Below are 14,448 nucleotides of genomic sequence, written 5' to 3'. Positions count from 1 at the left end.
GGAGTGATAGAATGGCCCCAGACACCAGGCTACAGAGAATCGTCATTAAGATCGGCAGCAGCTCGATCACAAGCAGACATGGAGAAATAAGCAGACGAAAGCTTGAAAAGCTTACAGATGAAATTGTTATGTTAAAGGATGCCGGCCATGAAGTCGTCCTTGTTTCTTCGGGTGCTGTGGCGGCAGGCTACCGGAAACTCGGATGTCTTGATCGCCCGGATACTTTACCAGAAAAACAAGCAGCTGCCTCAATTGGCCAGGGATTATTAATGGAAGCCTACTCAGAGCTATTTTTATCCCATGGCTATGTCGCATCCCAAATTTTAATCACAAGAAGTGATTTTTCAAACGAGGTTCGGTATAAAAATGTCCGGAATACACTGAATGTTTTACTCGAACGGGGAATCATTCCAATCGTCAATGAAAATGATACAGTGACGGTAGACCGGTTGAAATTCGGCGATAACGATACCTTATCAGCAAAAGTAGCAGGACTGGTGGATTCTGATCAGCTACTGATCCTCTCTGATATAGATGGATTATATAATGCCGATCCTAACAAGCACCAGGATGCCCGGCTGCTTGAGAATGTGACTGAAATTACACCAGAAATTGAAGCAGCTGCTGGTGGTTCCGGGAGTACGGTTGGAACGGGCGGAATGAAATCAAAAATAGAGGCCGTCAAAATTGCAATGGCCTCTGGGATTTCCACTTTTTTAGGAAAAGCAGGTGTACCAAATATATTAGCTGATGCCGTTAATAAACAGGCCAGAGGCACTTACTTCAATGGGGGAACGAATGGAACCAGCCTCGACCAGAAAAAAAAGTGGATTGCTTTTAATTCTGGCCCTGAGGGTGAAATTACGGTTGATCAGGATGCAAAAGCAATGATCTTGGAAAAGCAGCAGAGTCTGCTTCCTTCAGGGATTATCAGTGTTAATGGTCAATTTGAGAAGGGGGCAGTCATCAGGATTGTTGATACAATCGGGAATGAGATTGGTCTTGGTGTTGTTAATTTTTCCACAGAGGAATTAGTTGATCTGGACTTTAGTAAATCGGTTAAACAAAAACCCGTTGTCTGTAAGGAAGACTTGGTATGTAATCTTGATTATTCTTTATCTCTAACCATTTAAATTATATCGGAGGGATTGGATGGCAATAGCAAAGGTACACGTAAATGTAGAGGAACAGGCGAAAAAGGCAAAAAAAGCAGCCCGCCAATTAAGCCTGCTAACGTCGGAAGAGAAAGATGAAGCGTTAATGGACATGGCGGAAGCTCTCGAAAATGAATACCAAAGCATTTTGAATGCCAATGAATCAGACCTTCAGGCAGGGATCGCTAAAGGGTATGAAGCTGCCTTTATGGACCGCCTAAAGCTGACGAAAGAACGAATTCAGGATTTCGCAGAAGGTCTTAGAGACGTTGCCAAACTGAATGACCCAACTGGAAGGATTGTCTCCAGCTGGGCACTCGACAATGGTCTGCAGGTAGAAAAGGTGACAGTTCCACTTGGTGTCATTGGCATGATTTACGAAGCACGCCCTAATGTGACAGTGGATGCAACCGGACTGGCATTAAAATCTGGCAACTCCATAATTTTAAAAGGGGGTTCTTCGGCCATTCATTCGAACAAGGCCATTGTTGAAGTGATCCATGCTGCACTTAGTTCCACCAAGATACCTGAGGATGCGGTTCAGTTCATTTCCACCACGGACCGGGAAGCCACGCAACAGCTATTTACGATGAAAGAACATATTGACGTACTGATACCCCGGGGAGGAGCTTCGTTAATTAATTCAGTCGTTCAAAATGCAACAGTGCCAGTTCTTGAAACAGGAGTTGGCAATTGCCATATATATATTGACAAAGATGCAGACCCTGTTAAAGCGATGAAGATCCTTGTAAATGCAAAAACAGACAGACCTGCTGTCTGTAACGCAGCAGAAACAGTGATTGTTCACAAGGAATGGCTAAACAGCCATTTATCCTTACTCATCGATACATTGAACGAACATCAGATTGCCGTCCATGGCGACAGGACAGCTGTTGCTCTCATCCCAAACGCGTTGCCGGCTGGAGAAGAGGACTGGAGCAGCGAGTACTTAAGTCTGGATCTCGCTGTTAAAACTGTCGGGAACATGGAGGAAGCGATTGATCATATTGATCAGTATGGCACTAAACATTCTGAAGCCATCATCACTGAAAATAAAGAGAACGCTGAAACGTTCATGAACCTTGTGGATGCTTCCGCTCTTTACCATAACGCATCAACAAGGTTTACAGATGGCGGTGCCCTTGGCTTCGGGGCAGAGATCGGCATATCCACCCAAAAGCTGCATGCCCGCGGGCCTATGGGTCTGCCAGCACTGACAACCGTGAAATTTAAAATGCGGGGCAATGGGCAAGTAAGATAAATGAAAAGAGACAGCACTCCATGAACAGGGTGCTGTAATTTATTTTACAGGGCATCTCGAAATACAGCGACAGAACTAGATACCGGGCGGTTTTTAGGCATCGATTAGTGAGGTTTTCACCCAGACGGGAATATGCGTTCGCTTTATAATTATAAATAAGAAGTCCCTAAGCATGGTAGGAGAACCGTGCTCAGGGACTTCTTTAGTGATGTATTTTGCTAATCTGGCATGGTAGAAATTAATCTTTAAGTTTGCCGATTCCTTCTTGTACCTCGCCCTTTAATTTATCCAATTTTCCTTCAGCCTGAAGGTTAGGGTCATTTTTAGCGTTACCGACCTGATCTTTCGTCTCGCCTTTTACTTTATTCACTGTACTTTTCACTTTGTCAGATAGATTGCTCATGTTTTATTCCTCCTTGCCTGAAGTGTACTATACATGTACCCGATGACGGATAGGACAAAACATTCATGCTAAAGTTACAGGTTTTTGCTTGTGGGAAAATCAATAGTAGGTACTTTTTATGCAATCACCCTCATATAAGAAAAATGATACATTCTAGAAGGGGGGGATTTAATGCGGACATTTTATAGAAAATGGTCTGAGCATCCCTATGAGAATGGAGAAATCCCGCCTCCTGGACATTGGCAGGCTGGTTATTGGCCGATGATTTTTATAAAAAGGGGGGCCACCCGTTTTCTTGATCCGTGGGGCAGGCCTATCGACTGGCTCATAAAACATCCTTATGGGATTAATTGGGGAAGAGAGCTTCAAATCGTTCAGCGCACACTGACGACTTTGACACCAGAGCAAATAAGGATTGCAAAGTATTGGGGAACAGGTGAATTAATTACCAAGATATCATCAATCATTCTTCGTTTTGCAGATATATACCGCATAGGGTCACCGCAATTAGCCAGAATCCTTGGTTATTTCCATGCAGCGATGAATGATGTTTTTGTAGTAACTTGGTATATGAAATATATGTGGGATGTGGCACGGCCAAATCAGTATGGCTTAATTCTTCCTGCCGTTTTGGCCACACCTTTGTTTCCTTCTTATCCGTCAGCACATGCGAGTGTCTCAGGCTGTGCTGAAGTGGTCCTAAGTTACTTTTTCCCGCAGGAATCCCCCAGGATCCGGTCTTTACTTGCTCAAAGCACGATGTCCCGGTTGTACGCTGGCGTTCATTTTAATGCAGACAATGAAGAAGGGGTGGTGCTGGGGAGACAGATAGGGGAGATCGTCGTTCGAGTGCTAAGATCCCGGGGATGATTAGATACAATTCCCGGTGTTTTTATCTGTATTAAAGTCATTGCATAAAATAAATAATGTTCCGAACATATATTCCCGTAACGCAACAAGATAACACGTGTCGCATTCAAGCACAGGCTGATAAAATAGCGACAAAGAAAAAATATGCTAACGTAACTGAATCTATTGCTTTTAAAGGTATAATTTTTCTAAGTATCGGATTTCAGCAAATCAGAACAAACATTCTCACCGCTGTAAACATACAGGTTCCAGGTATTATAAGAACATTAAGGCTCCTGGATGGGGCTTTTTTTATCATTGCTAAAACTAATGTAAACACAATTACAAGGATCACAGAAACAATAACCAAATTAGCCAACAAGATTTTCGTTTGAATTGAAATTGCTGTTAGAGTTACATTAAAACAGTTACGATTAAACTAGATCATGCTAATCAGCTGGTGTTAGTAATTTTAAATAGAATGTCATCGGCAAAAATAAATTCTAGCAAGCATCAGTATTTTGGCTCCAGTAAAAGCGCCAATCATACTGAATTATAACGTATGATGATGAAGAAACAGATAATCATAGAGCGATGTTTGGCGGTAGGGTTAAAAGTGTTTCCAGAAGCCTGGGGAGGATAAAGCTGGTTCTTTAGAATTTAAAATTTTTCTAGGTTTACATAATATATATTCTCGGAAGTCATAGAAACCTTTATTTATGTGGTCTCATATCCTAAGTATTCTCATGTTAGTGAGACGAAATAAAAATTTTGCGTCTCTGATATAATCTTTGCTTAGAGTTTCTATAATAGCTAAGATTCTCAAACATTTGATTTAGTTTGAATCATAAATAAATTTACTGCTACAGTTATCGTTACTAATATCTGCTCTTATATTAAACACAGTTTTTTATAATCTTAAAAGTCCGCTACTGAACATCTTATTTTTTTGAACATTTCATTGTTTACATAATGTTATTATCAATATCTACTATTTTGCCGAATTTACGCTACCCTTACTCTGGAATCGATTTTTCTCCATTCATATAGCCTGCTCCGTATACATTTGGATTTTCGTCCGCCCATTTCCTGTCGTGTTGCATCTGGTCTGCGCTGCTTGATTATGGCTGCAATTCCCACACAAATTGGTACAAATATTGACGTACCTGACATAATAAAATAATCACTTGCAATGTATCTATATATAAATTGGGTGACTTCAGCGAGATGATTTTCACCCCAGGTGCATGATTATCCTGCTCTTCTTTCCCATAGATAGTTTGCCCCCCAGCTTGAAAAGCTTGCTGTTTCATCACCCATCCTGGTTTCTTGTTTATCTTTATCATCAAGGGCTCCCACAATAATTTGTAATGAATGAAAGATTTATATGAATACAAAAAACACAAGCTATGCCTGTGTTTTAGTTAGTTTCTTGATTGCAGCGTCTGAAAGGTACTGTCTGGGTGTACCATAATATAAAACGTCATTATATTCTGGATAGACGGATTCAAAATGAATAATGATGGGACTGTCTAGAAGCCAAGGATAGTGGATAAAAAAATCCTTGTCCCCATAAATGATTCCAGTCAGGGCAAGCGGCAATTCCTTTTTAAAAATCAAATAACGGATTCTCGAAAAGTTTTTATCATAATCGCCATTGCTGACATGGACTTTTCCCAATAGAATGTATTCTCCATCGCGTGTTTTCCATTCCGCCAGGACTTCATCCCTCAGTTTTTCATTTACAGCTTCTAAATCATATCTTGTTCCGATTGTCAGGAAAAGTTCAGCTGAGTAATCGGAATGGGTTAACGTATATCTTCTCTTTTCCAGAGGTCCGAACATATTGGCGGGAGGTAAATATTTTTTTGATAATTTGTCCGGATTAAATTCACTCATGGTAAGCATACTCCTTTCAGGATGTTTCCTTAACTTACCATAGCCTATGATTAAAAAGGCAAATCCGTTCCCATTGCCTACTTTTTCTTCTCCAGGGTTTTTTGTACGGATGTATTTATCAGCTTCCACTTTCCATCTTCCAAATACCAGGAAGATTCCACAAAACCAATTGTGTCTCCATTTGAAACTCCACTGAACCTTTGAACACCTTTAACCCCTGCCTTGTTTCCCTTTACCTTTACGGCTTTTAAAGTACTAAAGGGAAAAACCATAAGCTCGGCCGGTTCATTTAACTTTCCATTGTGATAAAGACCTAATCGGTCATATTCCTTCTTTCGGTTAGAAAGATTAAATTGATAGCTCTCGCCAACGTCATCTAGTTTAATTGTTGCTTTATAATTGTTTTCAAACGTACTGCTTATTGTCAAGGGGTCAGGTACTGTCAAGTCAGACAAATTGGAACCTTTTAATGAGTATAAGTAATAATTTGAAAGACCTCCACTTCCCCCGGTGGCTACACCGACAAATAAATCTTTCACTCCATCATGGTCAAGATCTTTGATTTGAAGGCTGGGTTCATATCCCCCTTCGAAATCTATTTTTATATTTTTACCTTCTGATGTTTTTGCCGTTACATAGATTTCTTTTAAAAACAGTGTGCCTTTTTCAAATGGCACTCCAATCATTTCGATGAGATCCTTTTTACCATCACCCGTTATATCTATTTCCTTTTTGTAAATGGTCTCCAGCGGCTCAGCTTGTGCAAGTACGTAGACACCAGAGATGGCAGGCAGCAATAAGGCAATCAATACAGTTAGCGGCAAAATTATTCCTTTTCTCATCGGTATCCTCCTCAATAATCCATATGCTACTAACATGCCCAATGGTGGGAAATATATGCAGTAAAAAGCCTTCCATTTATTTGGAAGGCTAATGACTTTTTATGAATTTGGCTTTTGTGACTTACGCGTCTCCCAGGATTCGATTCCTGTCAGACCTGGAATACTGTCTGCGTAAAAAACAGGGTCCTTCCCTTCCTTACGCTGGTTCCGATAATCTTTTAGAGCAGCCAATGCAATTTTGGCAAGCAATGTGATCGCGATTATATTGATGATGGCCATTATTCCCATAAACAAATCGGCAAGATTCCAGACAACCGCTAAATCTACTACAGAACCGAAAAGGACCATTCCTATTACCGCTATCCTGTAAATAAATAAAGCAGGGCGGCTTTTCTTGATAAATTCAATATTGGTTTCACCATAGTAGTAATTTCCAACAATTGATGAGAAAGCAAAAAGGAAAATCGCCACAGAGATGAAGGATGGCGCCCATGCTCCCACATGGCTTGAAAGAGCAGCTTGAGTCAGCTGGATTCCGTCGAGATCCGAGCTCGCATAAGTGCCGGAGAGAATGATGATAAATGCTGTTGCCGAACAGATTAAGATCGTATCGACAAATACACCAAGAGTCTGGATCAATCCCTGTTTAACAGGATGGGAAACCGCAGCAGTAGCAGCTGCATTCGGTGCACTACCCATGCCGGCCTCATTGGAGAATAATCCTCGTTTGATCCCCATCATCATGGCTGCACCCAAAGTTCCGCCGGCTGCTTCACGAATGCCAAAAGCATTTTCTAATATAAGGCCAATCATTGCGGGCACTTCACTTATATTCATAATTAAAATGTAGAAGGCCAGAATTAGATAAAGTACAGCCATAATTGGAACAATGACAGATGAAACGTTGGCTATGCGCTTTACACCGCCAAAAATGACAGCAGCAGTCAACACAGAAAGAACGATTCCGATCCAGAAGCGATCCATTCCGTATGCACCATTAAGAGCAAGAGATATCGTATTGGACTGGACAGAATTAAAAACAAGGCCGAAGCAAAACGTAATGATGATTGCGAAGAGAATCCCCATCCACCGCTTATTTAATCCCTTTTCCATATAGTAGGCAGGACCGCCGCGAAACTCATCTTTATCTTTTACCTTATAAATCTGAGCGAGAGTGCTCTCAATAAAGCTGGATCCCGCCCCGATAAAAGCGATCAGCCACATCCAGAAAACAGCGCCGGGGCCACCTGCGGCAATGGCTGTCGCAACACCCGCAAGGTTTCCTGTTCCTACGCGGGAAGCTGCGGAAATACAGAATGCCTGGAAAGAAGAGAGACCTCTTTTGCCATCAGCCGAGACTGTTGCTTTATCGCTGATAACCCTAAACATTTCACCAAAGTAACGCAACTGTACAAATTTAGTAATAGATGAAAAATACAAACCTGCGATTATCAATAATGCGATAAGGACATAAGTCCACATGATGTTATTTAAATAACTAACACCTTCATTCAATAACTCCAAAAAATTCCCCATTAAAAGACTCCTTTATAAATATTTTCTTTAAAATTATTTTGGTATAATTTTAATTTATCAGATTATAGCCTGTTGCACAATCCAAACTTTAATATTCCGCCTATCACCTATGTTAAATCGGTATCTTAAACTTTCCAATCTATGTATTATGTTCTTCAATTGAAGCCAATTTTACCTTTACCCATAATATTTAAAAATAAACCCCTGTTACCCACGCAACAGGGGTTTATTTTTCAGCGACTAGTTCTTTTTAGTTTCTGTGCTTAAAACTGTTCCACTAGGGTTATCTGCCTTCCAAACCTCTGTGATTCTCCCGCTATCACTTTCATCCAGCAAAAACGAGCCATTTGAATAACGGTCGGCAAAACGGAGCGCCTCAGGCTTCACAGAAATGCTTTGATGCTTCTCTGTCTGGAGTATGACTTCCTCCCCACTTCTGGCAACTGCGATGCCTGCCACTCTGTGAGGGTTTGCTTTTAATTCTCGCAGCATCACAAGTCCTCGCTTGGCGCGGGAGCTTAATTCAAACTCGGCTAACTTCATTTTTTTAACCGCTCCCCGATGTGTTGCAAGAATGATCGCCTGCTCAGCTGGATTTTCAACTATTTTTCCGCCAATCACCATATCCTCTTCTTTTAAATTGATCCCTTTTACTCCAGCCGCCCTGATCCCTATTGGACTGACTTCCTCTTCATTGAACCAGAGTGCGTATCCTTGCTCGGTTGCCAGAAACAGCGTATTGGAACCATTGGTCAGGTGAATATCGACGACTTCGTCTTCACCTTTGACATTGATGGCTGTCAGCGTTTTAGAGTATCTCTGTGCCTTGTATTGCTTTAGTTCAGTCTTTTTCACCATGCCATTTTTCGTAACGAAAAGAAGGTATACGGGCTGTTCGAAATCTTTGACAGGGATGGCTTTGATAATATGTTCAGCCCGGTCAATGGGAACAATATTGGCAATATGCTGGCCAAGGTCTTTCCAGCGGATGTCGGGAAGTTCGTGAACAGGAAGATAAAGGTAGCTGCCTTTATTCGTGAACAACAAGAGGACATCTTTCGTGTTCAAGTCCATTTGCGCCAGCAGTCTGTCCGTGTCCTTCATGGCAAAGTCAAGGCCGTTGGAAGCCGCATAGGAACGCTGACTGGTCCGTTTGATATATCCATCTTTCGTTACCGTTACGATCACATCTTCACTGGCAATCAGGACTTCAAGATTAATTTTGATTTCTTCGATTTCTGCTTCAATCTTAGTCCTCCGTCCATCAGCAAAGCGCTTTTTAACATCTTTAAGTTCTTTCTTGATGACCGAATTGAGTTTCTTTTCGCTCTCCAATATGGAAACTAGCTCGGCAATTTTTTTCGAAAGCTCTTCATCCTCCGCTCTCAGGGCAGTAACATCCGTGTTGGTCAGCCTGTATAGCTGCAAGGAAACGATGGCTTCCGACTGAGGCTCTGTAAAATCAAACTCCTTAATCAAATTCTGTTTGGCATCACGCTTGTCCTTGGAAGCCCGGATAGTGGCAATTACCTCATCCAAAATGGAGAGGGCTTTAATTAAACCGGCAACAATATGCTGTCTTTCGCGTGCCTTTTGCAGATCATATTCCGACCGCTTCGTTACAACTTCCTTCTGATGTCCAATATAGGCATCGAGAAGCTCGATCAGCCCCATCAATTTTGGCCGTTTATTATGGATGGCCACCATGTTGAAATTGTAGGGAACCTGCAGGTCTGTGTTTTTGAATAAAAAGTTCAGGACACCATTGGCATCAGCCTCTTTTTTCAGTTCTATCACGATTCGCAGCCCGGTGCGGTCGGTGTCATCCCTTACTTCCGATATTCCTTCCACTTTTCGGTCAAGGCGAAGTTCATCGATTCTTTTTACGAGATTGGCTTTATTCATTTCGAACGGGATTTCAGTAATGACAATTTGCTGTCTTCCGCCCCTGAGCGATTCTATTTCTGTCTTCCCTCGGACGATGACCTTTCCCTTTCCCGTTTTATAGGCTTTTAAGATGCCGTCAACACCCTGTATGATGCCTCCGGTAGGAAAATCCGGCCCTTTGACAACCGTCATCAGGTCTTCAACCGTACAATTAGGATTATCCATTCTCATAAAGACACCCTCTATGACTTCTTCAAGAGAGTGTGGAGGAATATCTGTAGCATATCCGGCAGAAATTCCCGTTGAACCATTAACTAGGAGGTTGGGAAAACGGGATGGGAGAACGGTGGGTTCTTTAGACGTGTCATCAAAGTTAGGAATAAACTCTACTGTCTTTTTATCAATATCCCTTAACAATTCGGAAGCGATCGCCGAGATTCTCGCTTCCGTATAACGCATGGCTGCCGGGGGATCTCCATCAATGCTCCCGTTATTCCCATGCATTTCGATAAGCAGGTTTCGAACCTTCCACTCCTGGCTCATCCTTACCATGGCTTCATAAACCGATGAGTCACCATGCGGATGGTAATTGCCTATTACATTACCAACTGTTTTGGCAGACTTTCTGAAGCCTTTATCATGAGTGTTTCCCTCGACATGCATGGCATATAGAATTCTTCTCTGAACCGGCTTTAAACCGTCGCGGGCATCAGGAAGGGCCCGTTCCTGAATGATATATTTACTGTAGCGCCCGAATCGGTCTCCCAGTACTTCCTCGAGGGGCAGGTCACGGAATTTTTCAACAAAACTCATCCTTCTGCAACCTCCTCTGCAACAGATATATTTTCATTTTCCAAAATTGTATCGCCTTCTTCTAATGTGAATGCCACATTGGATTCAATCCATTTGCGTCGGGGCTCGACTTTATCCCCCATAAGGGTCGTTACCCTTCGTTCAGCGCGGGCTGCGTCATCAATCTTAACGCGAATCAGTGTCCTTGTCTCAGGATTCATCGTCGTTTCCCAAAGCTGGTCCGCATTCATTTCCCCGAGACCTTTGTAGCGCTGGATTATATAGCCCCTTCCAACCTTCTGGATTGCCCCCTTGAGCTCGTCGTCATTCCAGGCATATTCAATTACTTCTTTTTTGCCAGTGCCGCGGGATACCTTGTAAAGGGGTGGCAGGGCGATGAAAACCTTGCCTGCTTCCACAAGCGGCCTCATATAACGATAAAAGAAGGTCAGGAGCAGGACCTGAATATGAGCTCCATCGGTATCTGCATCGGTCATGATCACAATCTTGTCGTAATTTACATCATCGAGACTGAAGTCTGTCCCAACACCAGCACCGATGGCATGGATGATCGTATTAATTTCCTCGTTCTTAAAAATATCCTGCAATTTGGCTTTTTCCGTATTGATAACCTTTCCCCGCAAAGGGAGGACTGCCTGGAACTTGCGGTCACGTCCCTGCTTTGCTGAACCTCCAGCAGAGTCCCCTTCGACAAGATACAACTCGTTTTTTGCTGCGTTCTTACTTTGTGCAGGAGTCAGTTTTCCGGACAGCATCGTTTCCGAGCGTTTGCGCTTTTTCCCGCTCCGGGCGTCTTCCCTTGCCTTCCTTGCCGCTTCTCTTGCCTGGTAGGCTTTGATTGCTTTTTTTATAAGCAGAGAGCTGGAATCCGGATTCTCTTCAAGAAAATAGGCAAGATGCTCGGATATAACTGAATCGACAGCCGAGCGAGCTTCACTGGTTCCGAGTTTCCCTTTGGTCTGGCCTTCAAACTGAAGCAGCTCCTCCGGGATGCGGACCGAAATAATGGCAGCAAGGCCTTCCCGTATATCGGCGCCATCGAGATTTTTATCTTTCTCCTTCAGGAGTCCGACCTTACGTGCATATTCGTTAAAGGCCCTGGTCATCGCCGTTTTGGATCCTGCCTCATGGGTTCCTCCATCCTTTGTCCGGACATTATTGACAAAGCTGAGGACGTTCTCTGAATACCCGTCGTTAAACTGAAACGCAAATTCCACTTCAATGCCGCTGTTTGCCCCTTCAAAGCTGACAACAGGATGAAGGGTGTCTTTCTCTTCGTTTAAATATTCAACAAATGCCTCGATGCCGGTTTCATAATGGAAAACCTCTCTGGCATCATGCCGTTCATCAATTATTTCAATTTTTAGGCCTTTAAGCAGGAAGGCGGATTCACGGAGCCTTTCACATAAAGTATCGTAATTGTAGGTCAAAGTGGAGAAAATGGCAGGATCCGGCTTAAAATGGATGGTTGTGCCAGTCTGATTGGTTTTCCCGATTTTTTCAAGTGTTGTTACAGGCTTCCCGCCGTTTTCAAATCTCTGTTCGTATACAAAGCCGTCACGCTTGATGGTAACTACCAGTTTCTCTGATAGGGCATTAACGACAGAGGCGCCAACACCATGCAGGCCTCCGCTTGTTTTATAGCCGCCCTGGCCGAACTTTCCACCGGCGTGGAGAACAGTAAGGATGATTTCGGGTGTCGGTTTCCCCATCCTGTGCATTCCAGTCGGCATACCGCGGCCTTTATCCTGAACAGTAATTGAATTATCCTTGTGTATTTTTACAATGATATGGTCCCCATAGCCTGCCAGAACTTCATCGACTGAGTTGTCGACGATTTCATAGACAAGATGATGGAGTCCTCTGCTGTCTGTGCTCCCGATGTACATGCCAGGTCTTTTCCGTACAGCCTCAAGGCCCTCCAATACCTGGATGGCATCATCATTGTAATCAAAAGCTTGCTGGTTTCTAGCCACAAAACTACCCCTTTCATTACGAGCAAAGCAAACATCGACATTTGTTTCTCTACCGTCAATGTTTTTGGTTAGTATTTGTCCGCCCTTTTTAGAAATCCTTTCAAATTAAGGAAATCGGACAATACAGAACGAATGTTCTTCACTATATTTTAACATATCTCCAATAGACGTATAAGCTATATTGTATCGATTTCTGCACATTTGGCAAATTGAATTCCGATATTCAATTAAAAATTGTCATAAATCCGGGCACTTTTGGGTACTGAAAATGAATATTGTTCCAATGATTCCCTCGGTATTTTTTACAGATGTACACCAAGATAAAGATACAGGTATTAAATTCGGAGGTGCACGATTCATGAAGAAAAGGTATCGAATAATTTTACTCACTGCAGTGTCCCTTTTATTATTGACACTTGCCTCCGGGCTATTATTTCAAAATGAGACGAATGTACGTGATGATTCCTCAGCACGTGTCCGGAATATTGAACAGCAGCCACGTATACTAGAAGGCAACAGAGAAAAACGACCGCACATGGTGGAAATAAACAATGTCGAGCAAGGATACAAGCTTAAAAACAGGCTTGATAATCAGGCGGAAGTCACTCACTTTCACCACACCGAACATGAGACAAGCCACTATTATGACCATGAAGCTGCAGTAGATTTCACCAAAGAGCCAACCAGGCAGGAGATAAAGCAAATCACCGCCGATATTAATGGCAAAGTACTCAAACAAAGAGATTCAACCTATATTTTCAAATCATCTTCTCTAGAAACAAGAGAGATGCTTGATTATTTTAATCGGCGCCCAAACGTATCCTTTGCTGAGCCTCACTATATTTTAATGCAGAACGATATTTCGATGCCCAATGACCAGCTGTACCAGGAAAGGTACCAGTGGAACCTCCCTGCTATAGGTACGGAGCAGGGGTGGGAGATCTCCCGTGGAACCGAGGATATTAAAATTGCGATAGTGGATACAGGAGTGGATTTAGACCACCCGGATCTCGAGAACAGACTTGTGGATGGCTATAATGTCATTGAAGACAGCGACAACCCTGATGATGACAACGGACATGGAACCCACGTAGCAGGAATCATAGCTTCTGAAACAAATAATCGGGAGGGAACTGCAGGAGTAACATGGTATAACCAGATTATGCCTGTCAAAGCAATGGGGGCAAAAGGGTATGGAACCACATTTGATATAGCAAAAGGAATCGTCTGGGCCGTTGACCACGGGGCAGATGTCATTAATTTAAGCTTGGGGAATTATCAGGAATCCAATGTTCTAAAACAAGCAATTCGGTACGCATTTAAAAAGGATGTCGTCATGATCGCTGCGGCCGGAAATGACAGTTCTAATCAGCCTTCTTTTCCATCAGCCTACCCTGAAGTTCTAAGTGTATCAGCCATTGATTATGACGGCAAGAGAGCCTCGTTCTCAAACTATGGCGACTATGTGGATATTGCCGCACCTGGCGTGTATATTCCAAGCACTTATTACCAAAAGCAATATGCCGCGCTGTCGGGAACTTCCATGGCCGCTCCGCATGTATCCGGTCTGGCCGGTTTAATAAAGTCAGCTAATCCGGACCTCTCCAATAAAGAGGTGATGTCCATCATTCAAAAATCGGCAATTGATCTTGGCAGAAAAGGCAAAGACATTGAATTTGGCAATGGCCTCATCGATGTAAACCAGGCTTTGGAGGACGCTCAAGAAAGCAAGTCTGTCAGAGGGAGAATCCGGGAGGGCCTGGGCATACTAAAATAAATTGATAACGCATAAAACAGGCTGGCCCTTTAGCTAGGACCAGCCTGTTTT

Annotated in this window: 11 protein-coding genes; 4 read left to right on the top strand and 7 right to left on the bottom strand. The window is 42.9% G+C overall.

Annotated elements, in window-relative coordinates; all coding sequences use genetic code 11:
- The first annotated feature begins 11 nt into the window (after positions 1-11).
- Both proB and EV146_RS07275 read left to right on the top strand, forming a co-directional pair.
- Positions 12-1,133, top strand: a complete 1,122-nt coding sequence (gene proB, locus EV146_RS07280; RefSeq protein ID WP_132003996.1) for a glutamate 5-kinase — start codon at positions 12-14, stop codon at positions 1,131-1,133.
- Positions 1,134-1,152: 19 nt separating this feature from the next.
- A complete protein-coding gene (locus tag EV146_RS07275; RefSeq protein ID WP_132003993.1) occupies positions 1,153-2,415 on the top strand; it encodes a glutamate-5-semialdehyde dehydrogenase in 1,263 nt (420 codons plus the stop codon).
- Between the two features lie 238 nt (positions 2,416-2,653).
- Here EV146_RS07275 and EV146_RS07270 read toward each other — a convergent pair whose 3' ends face one another.
- On the bottom strand, positions 2,654-2,818 hold the full coding sequence (locus tag EV146_RS07270; RefSeq protein ID WP_121612954.1) for a CsbD family protein: 165 nt from the start codon (positions 2,816-2,818) through the stop codon (positions 2,654-2,656).
- Between the two features lie 171 nt (positions 2,819-2,989).
- Here EV146_RS07270 and EV146_RS07265 point away from each other — a divergent pair, with 171 nt between their 5' ends.
- A complete protein-coding gene (locus EV146_RS07265) occupies positions 2,990-3,688 on the top strand; it encodes a vanadium-dependent haloperoxidase (protein ID WP_132003990.1) in 699 nt (232 codons plus the stop codon).
- 1,100 nt (positions 3,689-4,788) lie between these two features.
- On the opposite strand, the gene EV146_RS28100 is transcribed toward EV146_RS07265, so the two are convergent.
- The 6 genes from EV146_RS28100 to parE form a co-directional block, all read right to left on the bottom strand.
- Positions 4,789-5,013, bottom strand: a complete 225-nt coding sequence (locus EV146_RS28100) for a hypothetical protein (RefSeq protein WP_132003987.1) — start codon at positions 5,011-5,013, stop codon at positions 4,789-4,791.
- Positions 5,014-5,074: 61 nt separating this feature from the next.
- A complete protein-coding gene (locus EV146_RS07255) occupies positions 5,075-5,566 on the bottom strand; it encodes a staygreen family protein (RefSeq protein ID WP_121614039.1) in 492 nt (163 codons plus the stop codon).
- Positions 5,567-5,643: 77 nt separating this feature from the next.
- A complete protein-coding gene (locus tag EV146_RS07250; RefSeq protein WP_132003984.1) occupies positions 5,644-6,408 on the bottom strand; it encodes a hypothetical protein in 765 nt (254 codons plus the stop codon).
- Between the two features lie 99 nt (positions 6,409-6,507).
- Positions 6,508-7,944, bottom strand: a complete 1,437-nt coding sequence (locus EV146_RS07245) for an alanine/glycine:cation symporter family protein (RefSeq protein WP_121612958.1) — start codon at positions 7,942-7,944, stop codon at positions 6,508-6,510.
- Positions 7,945-8,184: 240 nt separating this feature from the next.
- On the bottom strand, positions 8,185-10,644 hold the full coding sequence (parC, locus tag EV146_RS07240) for a DNA topoisomerase IV subunit A (protein ID WP_132003981.1): 2,460 nt from the start codon (positions 10,642-10,644) through the stop codon (positions 8,185-8,187).
- Entirely contained in the window at positions 10,641-12,620 is a 1,980-nt protein-coding gene (gene parE, locus EV146_RS07235; RefSeq protein WP_132003978.1) for a DNA topoisomerase IV subunit B, read from the bottom strand. The genes parC and parE overlap by 4 nt, the downstream gene beginning before the upstream one ends.
- 358 nt (positions 12,621-12,978) lie before the next feature.
- On the opposite strand from parE, the gene EV146_RS07230 reads away from it, so the two are divergent.
- Positions 12,979-14,397, top strand: a complete 1,419-nt coding sequence (locus EV146_RS07230) for a S8 family peptidase (protein WP_132003975.1) — start codon at positions 12,979-12,981, stop codon at positions 14,395-14,397.
- The last annotated feature ends 51 nt before the right edge of the window (positions 14,398-14,448 follow it).

This window comes from Mesobacillus foraminis (assembly GCF_004340465.1).
Lineage (GTDB): Bacteria > Bacillota > Bacilli > Bacillales > Cytobacillaceae > Mesobacillus_B > Mesobacillus_B foraminis.
Note: the sequence above shows the minus strand (reverse complement) of the source record. Positions and strands in the feature narration are given on the sequence as shown.

Coding starts and splice junctions, on each gene's coding strand:
- proB (WP_132003996.1), top strand. CDS start 12: ATGGCCCCAGACACCAGGCTACAGAGAATCGTCATTAAGATCGGCAGC.
- EV146_RS07275 (WP_132003993.1), top strand. CDS start 1,153: ATGGCAATAGCAAAGGTACACGTAAATGTAGAGGAACAGGCGAAAAAG.
- EV146_RS07270 (WP_121612954.1), bottom strand. CDS start 2,818: ATGAGCAATCTATCTGACAAAGTGAAAAGTACAGTGAATAAAGTAAAA.
- EV146_RS07265 (WP_132003990.1), top strand. CDS start 2,990: ATGCGGACATTTTATAGAAAATGGTCTGAGCATCCCTATGAGAATGGA.
- EV146_RS28100 (WP_132003987.1), bottom strand. CDS start 5,013: ATGATAAAGATAAACAAGAAACCAGGATGGGTGATGAAACAGCAAGCT.
- EV146_RS07255 (WP_121614039.1), bottom strand. CDS start 5,566: ATGAGTGAATTTAATCCGGACAAATTATCAAAAAAATATTTACCTCCC.
- EV146_RS07250 (WP_132003984.1), bottom strand. CDS start 6,408: ATGAGAAAAGGAATAATTTTGCCGCTAACTGTATTGATTGCCTTATTG.
- EV146_RS07245 (WP_121612958.1), bottom strand. CDS start 7,944: ATGGGGAATTTTTTGGAGTTATTGAATGAAGGTGTTAGTTATTTAAAT.
- parC (WP_132003981.1), bottom strand. CDS start 10,644: ATGAGTTTTGTTGAAAAATTCCGTGACCTGCCCCTCGAGGAAGTACTG.
- EV146_RS07230 (WP_132003975.1), top strand. CDS start 12,979: ATGAAGAAAAGGTATCGAATAATTTTACTCACTGCAGTGTCCCTTTTA.